Raw genomic sequence first — 15,812 nt, forward strand, 5'->3', positions numbered from 1 at the left:
CACCCCGATCGTCAGCACGATGCCGGACGGAACAGCGACCAGTCCGGCGAAATTCCTCGGCAGCGCGCCGAACGCCACGCCGGCCAGGAACGCCTCGCCGAGACCGGCGAGCAGGGCCCCGAGCGCGAAAAGGGCGCCGGCACGTGGCCGGCGCCCTTTTCATGGATGGAACGGTCAGACCCCGATCGGGTGCCAGACGGTCTTGGTCTCCAGGAAGGCCGTCATGCGCTCCACGCCCGGGTCGGCGAGCCAGTCGACCTTCCCGGTGGCGGGACGCAGCACGCGCTTGAGGTTCTCCGCGGCGTCCCGCTCGCAGGCCACCGCGAGCTCCTCCGGACAGCCGGTCAGGTCGATCGCGTTCACGTCCATGTGCGAGGCCAGCCAGGGCGCCAGCTCGGCCACCCGGCCCGTGAGCAGGTTGACCACCCCGCCCGGCAGGTCGGACGTCGCCAGCACCTCGCCCAGCGTGATCGCCGGCAGCGGCGCCCGCTCGGAGGCCACGACCACGCAGGTGTTGCCCGTCACGATCACCGGCGCGATGACCGAGATCAGGCCGAGCAGGGGCCCCGTGGGCGGCGCCACCACGGCCACCACACCCGTCGGCTCCGGCGTCGAGAGGTTGAAGTACGGCCCCGCGACCGGGTTGGCCGCGCCGCGCAGCGCGCCGATCTTGTCCGACCAACCCGCGTACCAGACCAGGCGGTCCACGGCGGCGTCGACCAGCTCGCCGGCCTTGCGCGCCGACACGCCGTCGGCGTCGACCAGCTCGGCGGCGAACTGGGCCCGGCGCCCCTCCAGCATCTCGGCGACGCGGTAGAGGATCTGCCCCCGGTTGTAGGCGGTCGCCCCGGACCAGCCCGCGAACGCCTTGCGCGCGGCCGACACCGCGTCGCGGGCGTCCTTGCGCGAGGCCCGCGAGGCGTTGGCCAGGAACTCGCCCTTGGAGGAGGTCACGACGTAGGACCTTCCGCTCTCCGACCGCGGGAACGCCCCGCCGATGTACAGCTTGTACGTCTTGCGAACGGCCAGCCTGCCCGGCTCAGTCATCGCCTCTCCAGGTCATCTCTTCCGGCGAGAGCCGTGCGGGCACGAACACCTGGCGGCAGCGGCTCACCCCGCAGCGGTGGGCGAACCATCCCTGACGGACGGTCGTGGTCGTGCGGCCCGCACGGGCGTAGGCGCGTCCCTTCGTGGCCTGCGCGCGGCGGGACCGGCGGGGCCTCCTGCGGTGCTCACATGGGTCGGACATCGAGATACGCCTCCAATCCGTGCCTGCCGCCCTCGCGGCCGTATCCGGACTCCTTGTAACCGCCGAACGGCGACGTCGGGTCGAACTTGTTGAAGGTGTTCGCCCAGACCACGCCGGCGCGCAGCTTGTCCGCCATCCAGAGGATGCGCGAGCCCTTCTCCGTCCACACCCCGGCGGACAGGCCGTAGGGGCTGTTGTTGGCCTTCTCGACGGCCTCGGCCGGCGTGCGGAACGTCAGGACCGACAGCACCGGGCCGAAGATCTCCTCGCGGGCGATCCTGTGCGACTGCGCCACGCCGGTGAACAGCGTGGGCGGGAACCAGAACCCCTTGTCGGGGATCGGGCAGGACGCGGACCAGCGCTCGGCGCCCTCGCTCTCGCCCGCCTCGCTCAGCTCCCTGATCTTCGCGAGCTGGGCCGAGGAGTTGATCGCGCCGATGTCGGTGTTCTTGTCCAACGGGTCGCCCATGCGCAGCGTGGACAGGCGCCGCTTGAGGGCGCCCAGCAGCTCGCCCTCGATCGACTCCTGGACCAGCAGCCGCGAGCCGGCGCAGCAGACGTGGCCCTGGTTGAAGAAGATGCCGTTCACGATGCCCTCGACGGCCTGGTCGATGGCGGCGTCGTCGAACACGATGTTCGCAGCCTTACCGCCCAGCTCCAGCGTGAGCTTCTTGCCCGACCCGGCGACCGAGCGGGCGATCAGCCGCCCGACCTCGGTGGAGCCGGTGAACGCGACCTTGTTCACGTCCGGGTGGTCGACCAGGGCCTGGCCGGTCTCGCCCGCGCCGGTGACGATGTTGACCACGCCCGGCGGCAGGTCCGCCTGGCGGCAGATCTCGGCGAACGCCAGCGCGGTCAGCGGCGTCGTCTCGGCGGGCTTGAGCACGACGGTGTTACCGCAGGCCAGCGCGGGCGCGATCTTCCACGCGAGCATGAGCAGCGGGAAGTTCCACGGGATGACCTGCGCGGCCACGCCGAGCGGCCTGGGGTCGGCGCCGAGGCCCGCGTACCCCAGCTTGTCGGCCCAGCCGGCGTAGTAGAAGAAGTGGGCGGCGACCAGCGGCAGGTCGACGTCGCGCGACTCGCGGATCGGCTTGCCGTTGTCCAGCGACTCCAGCACGGCCAGTTCGCGGGCGCGCTCCTGGATGATGCGGGCGATCCTGAACAGGTACTTGGCGCGCTCGCGGCCGGGCATCTGCCCCCACACCGCGTCGTACGCCTTGCGCGCGGCCGCGACGGCGCGGTCGACGTCCGCCTCGCTCGCGACGGCGAACTCGGCGAGCACCTCTTCGCTCGCCGGGTTGATGGTCTTCTCGCGCGCGTCGCCGAGCGAGTCGGCCCATTCGCCGTTGATGAAGAGCCCGTAGGACGGCCGGATGTCGACGACGTCGCGCGACTCGGGCGCCGGTGCGTATTCGAACATGTCAGGCCGCCTCAGTCGAGGGTGAAGTAGTCGGGGCCGGCGTAGCGGCCGGTGGTCAGCTTCTGGCGCTGCATCAGCAGGTCGTTGAGCACGCTGGATGCGCCCAGGCGGAACCACTCGGGGGTCAGCCAGTCGGGCCCGGTCGTCTCGTTGACCAGGACGAGGTACTTGATCGCGTCCTTGGTGGTGCGGATGCCGCCCGCGGGCTTGACGCCGATCATGCGGCCGGTCTGGGCGCGGAAGTCGCGCACGGCCTCCAGCATCACCAGCGTGACCGGGAGCGTCGCGGCGGGGGCGACCTTGCCGGTCGAGGTCTTGATGAAGTCGGCGCCCGCCAGCATGGCCAGCCAGGACGCGCGGCGCACGTTGTCGTAGGTCGCGAGCTCGCCGGTCTCCAGGATGACCTTCAGGTGGGCGTCCTCGCCGCCGTCGCGCGCGCAGGCGGACCGCACCGCGGCGATCTCGTCGAAGACCTTGCGGTAGTCGCCGGACAGGAACGCGCCGCGGTCGATCACCATGTCGATCTCGTGCGCGCCGGCCGCCACGGCGAGCTCGGTGTCGCGTACCTTGACCTCCAGCGAGGTGCGGCCGCTCGGGAAGCCCGTCGCCACGCTGGCCACCCGCACGCCGGACCGCCCGAGCGCCTCGACGGCCGTCGCGACCAGGTCGGGGTAGACGCAGACGGCGGCGACCTTGGGCACGGAGGGGTCACCGGGGTCGGGGCGGACGGCCTTGGCGCACATCGCGCGCACCTTGCCTGGAGTGTCCGCGCCTTCGAGGGTGGTGAGGTCGACCATCGATATGGCGAGGTCGATGGCCTGGGCCTTGGCGGTGGTCTTGATCGAGCGGGTTCCCAGCATGGCCGCCCGCTGGTCGGCGCCCACGCGATCGACGCCGGGCAGGCCGTGCAGGAATGCCCTCAGGGTCGCGTTCGTCGCCGCGACCTCGGCGAGCGGAGTCGTCAGTGTTGACACCTCCCCAGCATCGCCGACCGGCCTGATTGTTCCAAACCGGGCCACAGCCGAGACGACGGGCGACATTTCAGCAAATGTCGCCCGCACCCGGGCCGCAAGCCCGTCTAAGGCCTCCCCGGGCATGCCTAGACGCTCCTAGGACCCTAGAACCAAGGACCTAGGACCAAGACGACGCCTGAGATAAGGCATCCGTCCGATGTGGCGAGGGGGGCCTTAGCCGGAGGCTAGAGGTGTCAGAAAAAGGGACGTCCCAAGGAGAACCCCCATGGCTCCCGAGCTTCACTACCAGCTCATCGTCGACCGAGTGGCCGAGCTCCAGCGCGAGGCCCACGACCACCGCCGGGCCCGCGAGGCCGCCGCCGGCAGGAAGTCCCGCGAGAGCGGCTCCCCCAAGCGCGTGCGCGCGGCCTTCGGCAAGCTCCGCACCTCGTGAACCCTCGGCACGACGCCCGTACCGGTCGCAACAGGGCCGGCCGTCACAAGGGCACGGCCTCACGGGCGACCACCGGAACATCCCGCACCGGAAGGCGCGGGAAACGATGCACCACGAAGCCCGGCCGGAGCCTCCCTCCCGGCCGGGCAGCACAACCCCCGTGACCGGCGAACGGCGCGGGGGAAGTGACGGGGGCGGTGACCGGGGATCCGGCCGGGTCACCGCCATTACCCGTCCACAGATCACAACGTGAAAACCAGGTGCGGAACATCACATGGGTCATGACATGCTTGCCGACATGCTGGGCCGGATGGTGAGTCCCGTCTTCGTGGGACGCGAGGACGAACTACGCACACTGTCCGAGGCCTTCGAGCAGGCCCGCAAGGAGGCCGCCTCCGCCGTCCTTCTCGGCGGTGAGGCGGGCGGCGGGAAGACGCGCCTGGTCACGCGCTTCGCCGACGAGGCGGCCTGCGCCGGCGCGCACGTCCTCCTCGGCGGCTGCGTCGAGCTGTCCAGGGAAGGGCTGGCCTACGCCCCCTTCACCGCGGCCCTGCGCCAGCTCGTCAAAGAGATGGGCGCCGCCGAGGTCGCGGCCCTGCTCCCCGGCGGCGCGGCGCGCGACCTCGCCAGGCTCCTGCCCGAGTTCGGCGAGCCCAGCGGCGACCGCGAGACCGAGACCGGCCGCGCGCGCCTCTTCGAGCAGTTCCTGACCCTGCTGATCCGCCTCGCCGAGCGACGCTCGGTCATCCTCGTCATCGAGGACATCCACTGGGCCGACCGGTCCAGCCGCGACCTGATCGCCTTCCTGAGCCGCAACCTCAGGACCTCGCCCGTCCTGATGATCCTCACGTACCGGTCCGACGAGCTGCACCGCCAGCATCCCCTCCGTCCCGTGCTCGCCGAGCTGGGCAGGGTCGACGGCGTGGTCAGGCTCGACCTGCCCCGGCTCAGCAAGCCCGAGGTCGCCGCGCAGATCGCCGGCATCCTCGGCGACACCCCGGAGTTCGCGCTGGTGGAACAGGTCTACCAGCGCAGCGAGGGCATCCCGCTGTTCGTCGAGGCGCTGATGGAGCGCGAGGACGACCGCAACGTCCCCGAATCGCTCCACGACCTCATCATCGGCTCGGTCGAACGGCTGCCCGAGGAGACCCAGCGCGTGCTGCGCGTCGCCGCCGCCGGGGGCAACCGCGTCGGCCACCGGCTCCTGAGCGCGGTCACCGACCTGTCCGACGTCGACCTCGAGAACGCCCTGCGGCCCGCCATCGCCCGCAACGTCATCCAGGTCGCCGACGGCGGCACGTACGTCTTCCGGCACGCGCTGATCCGCGAGGCCGTGCACGAAGAGATGCTGCCCGGCGAGCACAACCGCATCCACGCGCGGTTCGCCGAGGAGATCGACCGCGACCGCAGGCTCGTGCCGCCCGGGCGCGCCTCGATCGAGATCGCCCACCACTGGTACTCGGCCCGTGACCACCTGTGGGCGCTCATCTCCGCCTGGGAGGCGTCCGGTAAGGCCGCCAACGCGTTCGCCTACACCGAGCAGATCCAGCTGCTGGAACGCGTCCTCGCGCTGTGGGACCGGGTGCCCGACGCCGCCGAGCGCATCAACGTCGACCAGACCACGATCCTGGAGATGGCGTCGGAGGCCGCGGTCATCAGCGGCGAGACCGACCGCGGGCTGAAGTTCGTGAAGGGCGCGCTCGCCGAGCTGGACGAGACCCTCGAGCCCGAGCGCGTCGCCCACCTGCTCGTCCGCCGCTCCCAGCTCAAGAAGGACAAGGGCAGGCGCGGCGGTCTGGAGGATCTGCGCTACGCCGAGCGGCTGGTCCCCTGGCCCGGGTACACGCGCGCTCACGTCCTCACCAAGCTCGGGTCGTTCCTGATGTTCGTCAACCAGACCGAGGAGGGCTCCGCGCTCACCAACGAGGCGCTGGCCCTCGCCCGCGACATCGGCGACCAGTGCCTGGAGGCCGAGCTGCTCACCAACCTAGCGCTCGGCCAGTCCCTCACCGGCGACCTCGAGGCCGCCTACCGCACCAACGAGCGCGCCGCCGAGATCGGCCGGGGGCTGCGGACGGCGCGCATCGTGCTGCGCGCCCTGGCCAACAACGTCGACACCCTGGACAACCTCGGCCGCTCCGAGCAGGCCGTCGAACTCGCCCTCGAAGGCGAGACGGTGGCCCGGCAGTACGGCCGGTTCCGGGTGAACGGGGCGATCATCGCCAACAACCGCGCCGAGGCGCTGGACTCGCTCGGGCGCTGGGACGAGGCCGTCGAGGTCATCGAGCAGGCCCTCGCGATGGACCCGATCCCGCGCACCCGCGGCCATCTGATCCGGGCCCGCGCCGACATCGCGGCGGCCCGCGGCGAGACCGACCTGCTCGAACGCGTCCTCGCCGAGATCGGGGCCATGCATGGCGAGCCCGCCGAGTTCGCCCAGGAGTGGATGACCGACGCGCGGCTGCTCATCGAACTGCACCTGCTGCGCGGAGACCCCCTTCAGGCCCTCAAGGTCACCTCGTCGCTGCTGTCGGAGTCCGGCGGGACGCAGCACTCCAGCAAGCCGATGCTGGGCTGGCGCATCCTGGCGCTGAGCCGGCGCGTCTGCCAGGCCGCCGCCGTGATCTCCCCCGAGGCGGCCCGGGAGGTGCGGGCGGCGGCGATGACGCTCGCCGCGACCCTGGACTCCCACGGGCCGGTGACCGAGGCGTTCCGGCTGTCGTTCCGCGGCGACTTCGAGGCCGCGGAGGCCGCCTGGCGGCGCCTCGGCCGTCCGTACCCCCAGGCGAGGGCGCTGACGGACATCGCGGCCGCCGCGGCCGAGGCCGGTGACCGCGACACGGCGTCCGCGCGGCTGGCCGAGGCGCACACGATCGCGTCCGCGCTCGGCGCGCGGCCGATGGTGACCGAGATCGAGGCCCTCGGCCGCCGCGTCGGGACGACGTTCTCCTCGGAATCCGTCCCCGCCCAGCCCGGCGACACGTCCCACGCCGCCACCGACCTCACCCCCCGGGAGACCGAGGTGCTGCGGCTGGTCGCGGCCGGGCGGTCGAACCGGGACATCGCGGCCGAGCTGTTCATCTCGGCCAAGACGGTGAGCGTGCACGTCTCCAACATCCTCGCCAAGCTCGGCGTCTCCACCCGCGGCGAGGCCACCGCCGCCGCGTACCGCCTGTCCCTCCTGAGCTGACCTCCTCCCCGCCTTTCTTTACCTTGGCGTGAATCGCCTGCGGGTCAGGGGATCGCGCGCACGGACGCCGGAGACGCGCTCATGAGCGGCGCTTTGGTGAACGACCTTCCGCCGGGGATCGGTTAGGGTGAGGTGGAAACACCGAAGGGGAGTAGTCCCAATCGCGTGATCGACACGCTGGCGCAAGCCCGGTCGCGCGGGCCTCGGTTCGACGAGGCGGACGAGACCTTCGGCCCTGTGGCAATGCACGCACGCCACCGGGCCGAGGTCGCGCGCCTGACTCCCTGCGGTGCACGCTCCCGGCCCGGTCGCGCGACCTAGAAGGGCGACCCCCCGTGGAAGCGTTCTGGATCAGTCTCGGCGTCATCTTCGTGGCCGAACTGGGCGACAAGAGCCAGCTCATGGCCATGACGTTCGCCACCCGATTCAAACCGTGGCCGGTCCTCGCCGGCATCACCATCGCCACGGCCGTGGTCCACCTGTTCAGCGTCGGCCTCGGCGGGCTCATCGGCGACGCGCTCCCGAAGACGGCCATCGCCATCGTGGCGGGCATCGCGTTCCTCGGCTTCGCCCTGTGGACGCTGCGCGGGGACGAGCTCAGCGACGAGGAGTCCCAGAAGGCGCAGCGCACGACCCGCAGCGCGCTGATCGCGGTGACCGTCGCCTTCTTCCTCAGCGAACTCGGCGACAAGACCATGCTCGCGACGATCACGCTCGCCACCCAGCACGGCTGGTTCGGCACGTGGATCGGCTCCACGGTCGGCATGGTCGTCGCCGACGCCCTGGCCATCGTCGTCGGCCGCATGCTCGGCAAGCACCTGCCCGAGAAGATCATCCGCTACGCCGCCGCCGCGGCCTTCGCCCTCTTCGGCGCCGCCCTCATCCTCGAAGCCGTCCTCTGACACTCCACGGCCCGCACCCGTCGGCACCGCCCTCATCCTCGACGCGTCCTCTGAGATCCCCGGCCGGCACCCGTCACCCCGGCTGACCTGCCGGGCCCGTCCGCACCCACCCGGTGCGGCGAGGGCGTCCACACCCCGCGCCCTGTGGACTGTTGATCCCGGCGCCGCGACGGCGGGAAGGGACGACGGCGCCCCTGTACGTCGAGCCGCCCGGGCGTAGAGGAAGGTCAGAGGGTCAGGCCGATGAAGATGGGTTCGTTGACGAGGGTTATGCCGAACTTGGCTTCGACGCCGTCCTTCACCTCGCGGGCCAGGGCCAGGATGTCCGACGCGGTGGCCGTACCGGGGTTGGTCAGGGCGAGGGTGTGCTTGGTCGAGATGCGCGCCGGGCCGCGCGCGTACCCCTTGAGGAACCCGGCGTGCTCGATCAGCCATGCGGCCGGCACCTTCACCGCACCCCCCGGAACGTCCCAGCGGGGGAACCCGGGCGCGCGGAGCTCCAGCTCGGCGGCCTCGGCGGCGCTCAGGATCGGGTTGGTGAAGAACGAGCCGGCGCTGCGGGTGTCCGGGTCGGCGGCGTCCAGCACCATGCCCTTGCCGCGCCGCAGCGCGAGGACGGCCGTGCGCACCTCGTCGAGGGCGACCCGGTCACCGAGCTCCACCCCGAGCCGCGCGGCCAGCTCCTTGTACGCAACAGGCCCGGATTTATCCGACTTCTCCAGCACGTACGTCACCGACACCACGACATAACGCGCGAGATCATCCTTGAACACGCTGTGCCGGTACGCGAAGCCGCACTGGGAGGCGTCCAGATCGAGCAGCTCCCGCGCCCGACGGTCGTACACGCGGACCCCGGTGATCGTCTGCGACACGTCCTGCCCGTACGCGCCGACGTTCTGGATCGGCGTCGACCCGACCGACCCCGGGACGCCCGACAGGCACTCCAGCCCGGACCACCCTTCCGTGACCGTCCGCGCGACCAGCGCGTCCCAGTCCTCCCCGGCCTCGACGGCGACCGCCACCGCGCCGTCCCCCCGGTCCAGGACCTCGGCCCCCCGCGAGGAGACCTTGATCACGAGCCCGTCGAACCCGTCGTCGGACACGACCAGGTTGCTGCCGCCGCCCAGCAGCAGCACCGGCTCCCCGGCGCGGTCGGCCTCGGCCACCAGCGCGACCAACTCGTCCCCGGAACGTGCCTCCACGAAGGCGCGGGCCGCCCCGCCCACCCTCAACGTGGTGTACGGGGCGAGCCGTACACCACCCACATGGTCAGCCATGCACCCTTCCCAGCACCCCGAAGCGTCCGCGGGCGCGAGGACACCGCGCACCGGCCCTCAAGCCTAGACCGGACCGCCCCGCTCCCCGCCCATCCGGGGCACGGGCCTACCGGCCGCCCGAGCGCAGAGGTACGAAAGGGCAGGTCAGGCGAGGCGTACGGTGGCGCGGGCCTTGGACAGCACCCGGGAGTCGCCGGACCTCGCCGTCAGCGAGATGACCACCCGGTTGTCGTCCAGCTTGTCCTCGACGACGCCGCTGACCGTGATCACGGCGCCCTCGTCGTTGTCCGGGACGACGACCATGGACGAGAACCGCACGCCGTAGTCGACAAGCGCGCCCGGGTCGCCCGCCCAGTCGGTGACGAACCGCCCGGCCTGGGCCATGGTGAACATGCCGTGCGCGATCACGTCGGGCAGGCCGACGGCCTTGGCGTACCGCTCGTTCCAGTGGATCGGATTGAAGTCGCCCGACGCCCCGGCGTACATGACCAGGTTGACGCGGTGGACGGGGTACCCGACGGCCGGGATCTGCAGGCCGATCTCGACCTCGTCGTACTTGATGGTGGCGCCCATGCCTACTTCGCCCCTCCCCGCTCGATCAGCGTGTTGTAGGTGGTGCAGACCGGCTCGCCCTGGACGGTCGTCACCTGGCTCGTGACGGTGAGCAGCTCGTTGCGGCCCATGCTGCGGATCTCGGAGATCGTGGACTCGCAGAGCAGCTCGTCGCCGGCGTGGATGGGGCGGACGTACTCGAACCGCTGCTCGCCGTGGACGACCATGGCGAAGTCGAGCCCCAGATCGGGGTCGACCAGCGCCTCCCCGGCGCCGGCGAGGGTGAACACGATGGGGAACGTCGGCGGGGCGACGACGTCGGGGTGACCGGCGGCGCGGGCGGCCTCGGGGTCGCGGTAGATCGGGTTGTGATCGCCGATGGCGGCCGCGAACTCCTTGATCTTGACGCGGCTCACCTCGTAAGAGGTGGACGCCGGGTATGTCCTCCCGACGAAATCGCGGTTCAAAGCCATCGTGCGGGTGCCCTTTCGGAACGCGAAGCTGTTGCGCCCGACGGTAACAGAACAACCTTCGGCCGTGGTCGGGCGGAAGAACGTTCCCACCCCCGCGGCCTCGCGTCATTCCGCCGGACACGGAGAACGCTAGCCCGTTTCCTCCGCGAACCGGCGGAGCCCGGCCTGTCGCGGTGATCACATCGCGGGAGCCCGCCTCGGCCCCTCACCGAGACCAGCCTCAGGCCGATCCCGCTCACCAAGGGCGAACGCACATGGGACGCCCACCAAATGCACAATACCCATCGGTTTCCGCGCATACGGAAAACCGGCGTTCCGTCATGGAACGCCGGTCACGCACACAGAACCCAGCCGATGCCTGGCACCGCACCTACGACGGCGATGCCGGCCGCCGCGCCGGGCGAGCCCACTCGGCGACCCGCCTCAGGCGGACATTCGCCGTACCACGCCCCCGAGATCGTCTCCGCCGCGCACCGATAGACCAGCGAGCGCGCGAACAGATAGGAGCATCCGCGACCGACCCGTGCCTACCCCCGGACGGATCGACGGAAGACCGCGACGGCCGGTACGACCGGCGATCACGTAGCTCGGAACTCGGCGGACCGGATGGACCTCGAAAGGACCGCCGCGCCCCTCTCAGCGCCCCAGGGCGCCGAGACGGCGTGTGCCTAGCGGGTCTCGCGGTGAGGACGGTGGCACTTGCAGTTGGGGCAGTACTTCTTCAGCTCAAGCCGGTCCGGGTCGTTACGCCGGTTCTTCCGCGTGATGTAGTTGCGGTGCTTGCACTCCTGGCAGGCCAGCGTGATCTTCGGCCTAACGTCGGTGGCAGCCACGTGGGAGTGCCTTTCTACGTTTGGGACACATGGACAACCCGAACCAGGTGACCTTCACAGGAAACCCGGCAGGGTAGTAGCGGAGGCCGGACTTGAACCGGCGACACAGCGATTATGAGCCGCTTGCTCTGCCTGACTGAGCTACTCCGCCTCAGGGTCGACGAACGCGACCGGCTTGGAAAGGATACCCGACCTGTACGACGATCGCGTACACGTGTTCACGTACCCGATCTGGGCTAGGTGCTCCCAGTATGCCTGATCGCTGGACGCCTGCACTTCCCCTTTATTCGGCAGGCGGACTATTGAGCACGGTCAGATAACCCACCCAAGCGAAAAGCCCCACCCCGGAAACCCGAGAGAGGGCGTTTGCGCTGTCGAGCCCCTTTACGGAATCGAACCGTAGACCTTCTCCTTACCATGGAGACGCTCTGCCGACTGAGCTAAAGGGGCCTGTCACTCGCGTTCCGCGTTCCCGCGTCGCGCTGCGGACAGGTGTAACCATACACGGACCCCGCGACCGACGCGAATCAGAACGCCCATCGGGGAACCCGTCCGGCGCCGCGCACGCCGGGCCCCGGAACCCGTGCCGGCGCCCGGCCCGCGAGGGTTAGCGGACGGCCTCGCGACGCCTCGTCGGCGACCGTTCCCCGAAGGGCAGGGTGACCACTTCGCACAGATCTGCGAGGTCGACGAAACGGCGCAACTCGTCCACCGCGAAGCAGTCGGCGACCAGTTCTCCGTACCGGCGAAGACGGAGCACCTGACGGCCGTCGCGCGTCGCGGCCGTTATCTCGTAGCCGTCGGGCCCGACCCAGCGCGTCTCCATAGCCGGACAGAGTATTCCCAAGCACCGTCAGTTTCGGGAAACGACACGCATCCCCAGGTCACCAATCGACCCTCCAGCGCGAAAGGGCACGTCAGTCCCACCGCGAAGGACATCCCGCCGATTTCATCCCTCAAACCCCTTGTCGTATTGTTCAACGAAATTTACCGTTAAGGCGCCCCAGCGTACGAGCGCCACCACCATCACAACGACTGGTCCCCCTCCCCCGGGCATCACGGCGTACGCCCCGGGGAACGGCGGCGGCATCGCCCCTGCCCACGAAGTGAGCGGCGGGAGGAAGCCCGTTCAGGCCAGGTTCAGGCCAGGTTCAGGCCCGGCCGGGCTCCTCCGGGCCGCCGGTGAGGGCCGGGCTCTCGGCGAGGGTGTTGAAGCGCTCCAGCATGCGCGCCAGCAACCGGACGTCCTCCTGCGGCCAGGTGCCCAGCAGCGCGTGGAAACGCCGCTGGCGGGCCGTACGGGCGCGTAGGAGCCTCGCCCGGCCCTCCGGTGTCAGATCGAGCAGGTGGGCGCGGCCGTCGAGCGGGTCCGGCTGGCGCCCGATCAGCCCGAGCTCGTCCAGCACCTTCAGCTGACGGCTGATCGTCCCCTTGCCGACGCCGAAGTAGGCGGCCAGGTCGCTCGGCCGCGCCGGGGCGGCCTCGTCGATGCGGACCAGAATCCCGTACGCGCCGGGCTCCAACTCGGGGTGCACCTCGCGGCCCATCTCGGCCGACAGCGCGCGCGAGCGCCGGAAGAGGACGCCCAGTTGACGCTCGACCGCACGGAACGCCTCGTACTCGTCGCCCGGGATCCCCTCGGGCGCCTCGGCGGACGGCGCCGCCTGAGTCTCGGTCATCGTGAAGCCTCCTCTCTGTTCCAGTATCGAACGCCCGGCGCCGCCCATCTCCGGGCACGCGGGCACGGGCGCCGCGCGCGGACGCCCCGACGCCCAACGATCAGGACTCGGGCAGGCGTTCCCCCTGGACGGCCTGGACGTCCAGCTCGACCTTCAACGTGGCGATGACGGTGTACTGGCCGCCGGTGAGGTCGGCGAACGCGTACTCGCCGTCCGCGCCGGTGGTCGAGGAGCCGACCACGTTCCCCGCGCCGTCGAGCAGCGTGACCCGCGCGTCGGCGAGCGGCCCGCCGTCCTTCACCCGGACCGTGCCCCTGACCTGGGCGGCGCCGAGCAGCTCGACGTCCTGCCTGGTCTGGCCGATGCCGACCTCGACCGGGACGGCCGCCGGGCGGTGCCCCGCCGCGCTGACCGTGAGGGTGTAGACGCCGGCGACGATCCCGGCGAAGCCGAAGGCGCCGGCCGCGTCGGTCGTGCCCGTCGAGACGACCTCGCCCCGCACGTCGGTGACGACGACCATCGCCTCGGCGACGGGCAGGCCGCCGGGGGTGCGGACGGTGCCGAGCAGGCGGCCGGAGCCGGCCAGCACCACGTCGAAGTCGAGCGGCTGGTCGCCGACGACGAGCGTGGCCACCTGCGGATCGTGATCGCCGGCGGACGCGATGAGCACGTAGGTGCCGCTCCCGGGCGTCCACAGGTCGTAGCCGCCGTCCGGCCGCGTGACCGCGCGGCCGAGCTGGTGCCCGCGCACGTCGATCAGCGTGAGGGTGGCGTGGCCTACCGGCCCGCCGTCGGCGCCCCGGACGAACCCGCGGATCCCGCTGCCGCCCTCCGTGTTTCCCACGTCCCCCGCTGTGGGCGCGTCGAACGCGTCGCGCACCCGCGCCGCCGCGGCGTACGCGTCGCGCACCCGCGCCGCCGCGACGTACGCCTCCCGCGCGCTGCCGTTGCGGGACGCCGCGAGGCCGTTCGCCGCGGGCTCGACGCCCACGGAGACCAGTTCCTGGGTTTCGCGCTGCGCGTGACGGCCGGGCGTCGAACCGTTCCGGACGGGGGCGTACTCGTCGGCGGCGGCCCGGATCTGCTCGGCGTTGGACGTGCGCAGTGGCACCTCCCGGATGAACAGCATGCTGATCAGGGCGAGCAGGGCGAACGGCGCCGCGTACAGGAAGATGTCGCCTGCTCCGTGCCCGTACGCGCTCTCGACCACCGTACGGACCGGGGCGGGCAGCGACGACAGGACGGGAACCGAGCCGTCGCCCGGCATGGCCGTGACGCCGAGCTTGGCCAGGCCCTCCTCCAGGTAGTGGACGACCCGGTTGCCGAGCAGGGCGCCGAGCGCCGAGACGCCGAGCGCGCCGCCGAGCGTGCGGAAGAACGCCACGACCGAGCTGGCCGCGCCCAGTTCCTCCGGCCTGACCTGGTTCTGCACCGACAGGACGAGGTTCTGCATGGTCATTCCGACGCCCACGCCGACGCAGAACATGTAGACGGCGACGATCCAGTACTCGGTGTCGTACCGCAGCGTCCCCATCAGGCCGAACCCGGCCGTCAGGAAGAGGCCGCCGATGACCAGGAAGATCTTCCAGCGTCCCGTGCGGGTGATGATCTGCCCGGCGACCGTGGACGACACGGCGAGACCGAGGATCATCGGCAGGGTCATGATGCCGGCCATGGTCGGCGACTCGCCGCGCGCGAGCTGGAAGTACTGGCTGAGGAACGTCGTCGCGCCGAACATCGCGACGCCGACGAACAGGCTGGCCGCGACGGCGAGGCTGATCGCGCTGTTGCGGAACAGCCGCAGCGGGACGATGGGCTCGCTCGCCCGCGCCTCGGCCAGCAGGAAGAACAGGCCGAGGACGACCGCGCCACCGACCATCGCGGCGGTCTGCCACGACAGCCAGTCGTACTTGTTGCCCGCGAACGACACCCACACCAGCAGCAGCGACACCGCCGCGGAGATGAGGACCGCGCCCGTCCAGTCGATCTTGACCTCGCGCTTGAGCGTCGGGACGTGCAGGGTCTTCTGCAGGACGAGCAGCGCGATCACGGCGAACGGCACGCCGACGTAGAAGCACCAGCGCCAGCCGAGCCAGGAGGTGTCCACGATGACGCCGCCGATGAGCGGGCCGCCGATGGTGGCGAGCGCGAACACCGCGCCGAGGTAGCCGGAGTACCGGCCGCGCTCACGCGGCGAGATGATCGCTGCCATGATGACCTGGGCGAGCGCGGTGAGGCCGCCCACGCCGAGGCCCTGGACGACACGGGCCCCGATGAGCATCCCCGGGTTCTGCGCGAGGCCCGCGATGGCCGAGCCGAGCACGAAGATGGCGAGGCCGAGCTGGACCAGGATCTTCTTGCTCATCAGGTCGGCGAGCTTGCCCCAGATGGGGGTGGAGATCGTCGTGGCGAGCAGCGTCGAGGTGATGACCCAGGTGTAGGTGGTCTCGTCGGCGTGCAGGTCGGCGATGATCGTCGGGAGGGCGTTGGAGACGACGGTCGACGACAGGATCGCCACGAACATGCCGAGCAGCAGGCCCGACAGCGCTTCAAGGATCTCGCGGTGCGTCATGGGGGCGGCCGGTTCGGGCGCCGCCTCCCGCACCCCGGCCGGTACTGCGGTTGTCATCAATGTCCTTTCACTGTCTGAGGCACCATCTGGGGCACTGTCTGAGGCACCATCTGGGGCACTGTCTGAGGCACTGTCTGAGGCACCGTCTGGGCCGTGCGGGTCTGGGCCGTGCGGGTCTGGGCCGTGCGGGTCTGGGCCGTGCGGGTCTGGGCCGTGCGGGTCTGGGCCGTGCGGGTCTGGGCCGTGCGGGTCTGG

Annotated in this window: 14 protein-coding genes and 2 tRNA genes; 3 read left to right on the forward strand and 13 right to left on the reverse strand. The window is 71.0% G+C overall.

The window, feature by feature from the left end:
• Nucleotides 1-174: 174 nt before the first annotated feature.
• The 4 genes from AB0H21_RS15990 to deoC are packed head-to-tail and all read right to left on the reverse strand — an operon-like array spanning nt 175 to nt 3,637.
• The gene (locus AB0H21_RS15990) at nt 175-1,047 is read right to left on the reverse strand and encodes an aldehyde dehydrogenase family protein (protein WP_358516815.1); all 873 of its coding nucleotides are present in this window, start codon (nt 1,045-1,047) and stop codon (nt 175-177) included.
• Nucleotides 1,040-1,249, reverse strand: coding sequence for a hypothetical protein (locus AB0H21_RS15995; RefSeq protein WP_358516817.1), 210 nt, complete (start codon nt 1,247-1,249; stop codon nt 1,040-1,042). The genes AB0H21_RS15990 and AB0H21_RS15995 overlap by 8 nt, the downstream gene beginning before the upstream one ends.
• Nucleotides 1,233-2,672, reverse strand: a complete 1,440-nt coding sequence (locus tag AB0H21_RS16000; protein ID WP_358516819.1) for an aldehyde dehydrogenase family protein — start codon at nt 2,670-2,672, stop codon at nt 1,233-1,235. The genes AB0H21_RS15995 and AB0H21_RS16000 overlap by 17 nt, the downstream gene beginning before the upstream one ends.
• Before the next feature lie 11 nt (nt 2,673-2,683).
• A complete protein-coding gene (gene deoC, locus AB0H21_RS16005) occupies nt 2,684-3,637 on the reverse strand; it encodes a deoxyribose-phosphate aldolase (protein WP_358517306.1) in 954 nt (317 codons plus the stop codon).
• A 274-nt stretch (nt 3,638-3,911) separates the two neighbouring features.
• Between deoC and AB0H21_RS16010 the strand changes: the two genes are divergently transcribed.
• The 3 genes from AB0H21_RS16010 (at nt 3,912) to AB0H21_RS16020 (ending at nt 8,171) form a co-directional block, all read left to right on the forward strand.
• Nucleotides 3,912-4,079 carry a hypothetical protein gene (locus AB0H21_RS16010; RefSeq protein ID WP_358516821.1) on the forward strand — a complete coding sequence of 56 codons (168 nt, stop codon included), beginning with the start codon at nt 3,912-3,914 and terminating at the stop codon, nt 4,077-4,079.
• 274 nt (nt 4,080-4,353) lie between these two features.
• The gene (locus tag AB0H21_RS16015; RefSeq protein WP_358516823.1) at nt 4,354-7,269 is read left to right on the forward strand and encodes an AAA family ATPase; all 2,916 of its coding nucleotides are present in this window, start codon (nt 4,354-4,356) and stop codon (nt 7,267-7,269) included.
• 335 nt (nt 7,270-7,604) lie between these two features.
• Complete coding sequence (locus AB0H21_RS16020; protein WP_358516825.1) at nt 7,605-8,171, forward strand: TMEM165/GDT1 family protein; 567 nt, start codon at nt 7,605-7,607, stop codon at nt 8,169-8,171.
• A 227-nt stretch (nt 8,172-8,398) separates the two neighbouring features.
• On the opposite strand, the gene AB0H21_RS16025 is transcribed toward AB0H21_RS16020, so the two are convergent.
• The 9 genes from AB0H21_RS16025 to AB0H21_RS16065 all read right to left on the reverse strand — a co-directional run bounded on the left by AB0H21_RS16025 (nt 8,399) and on the right by AB0H21_RS16065 (nt 15,614).
• Nucleotides 8,399-9,448, reverse strand: a complete 1,050-nt coding sequence (locus tag AB0H21_RS16025; protein WP_358516827.1) for a UDP-N-acetylmuramate dehydrogenase — start codon at nt 9,446-9,448, stop codon at nt 8,399-8,401.
• Nucleotides 9,449-9,592: 144 nt separating this feature from the next.
• Nucleotides 9,593-10,021 carry a MaoC family dehydratase gene (locus AB0H21_RS16030; protein ID WP_358516829.1) on the reverse strand — a complete coding sequence of 143 codons (429 nt, stop codon included), beginning with the start codon at nt 10,019-10,021 and terminating at the stop codon, nt 9,593-9,595.
• Between the two features lie 2 nt (nt 10,022-10,023).
• Nucleotides 10,024-10,473 (reverse strand): MaoC family dehydratase N-terminal domain-containing protein, encoded by a 450-nt coding sequence (locus AB0H21_RS16035; RefSeq protein ID WP_358516831.1) that lies wholly within the window; start codon nt 10,471-10,473, stop codon nt 10,024-10,026.
• A gap of 668 nt (nt 10,474-11,141) precedes the next feature.
• Nucleotides 11,142-11,306, reverse strand: a complete 165-nt coding sequence (gene rpmG, locus AB0H21_RS16040; RefSeq protein ID WP_114028158.1) for a 50S ribosomal protein L33 — start codon at nt 11,304-11,306, stop codon at nt 11,142-11,144.
• Nucleotides 11,307-11,383: 77 nt separating this feature from the next.
• Nucleotides 11,384-11,457: transfer RNA gene (locus AB0H21_RS16045), tRNA-Met, on the reverse strand.
• A gap of 226 nt (nt 11,458-11,683) precedes the next feature.
• A tRNA-Thr gene (locus tag AB0H21_RS16050) sits at nt 11,684-11,756 on the reverse strand.
• 157 nt (nt 11,757-11,913) lie between these two features.
• A complete protein-coding gene (locus AB0H21_RS16055) occupies nt 11,914-12,132 on the reverse strand; it encodes a transposase (RefSeq protein WP_358516833.1) in 219 nt (72 codons plus the stop codon).
• A 325-nt stretch (nt 12,133-12,457) separates the two neighbouring features.
• On the reverse strand, nt 12,458-12,985 hold the full coding sequence (locus tag AB0H21_RS16060; protein WP_358516835.1) for a MarR family winged helix-turn-helix transcriptional regulator: 528 nt from the start codon (nt 12,983-12,985) through the stop codon (nt 12,458-12,460).
• Between the two features lie 100 nt (nt 12,986-13,085).
• Entirely contained in the window at nt 13,086-15,614 is a 2,529-nt protein-coding gene (locus tag AB0H21_RS16065; RefSeq protein ID WP_358516836.1) for an MFS transporter, read from the reverse strand.
• Nucleotides 15,615-15,812 lie beyond the last annotated feature (198 nt).

It is taken from the genome of Sphaerisporangium sp. NPDC051011 (assembly GCF_040653595.1).
Lineage (GTDB): Bacteria > Actinomycetota > Actinomycetes > Streptosporangiales > Streptosporangiaceae > Sphaerisporangium.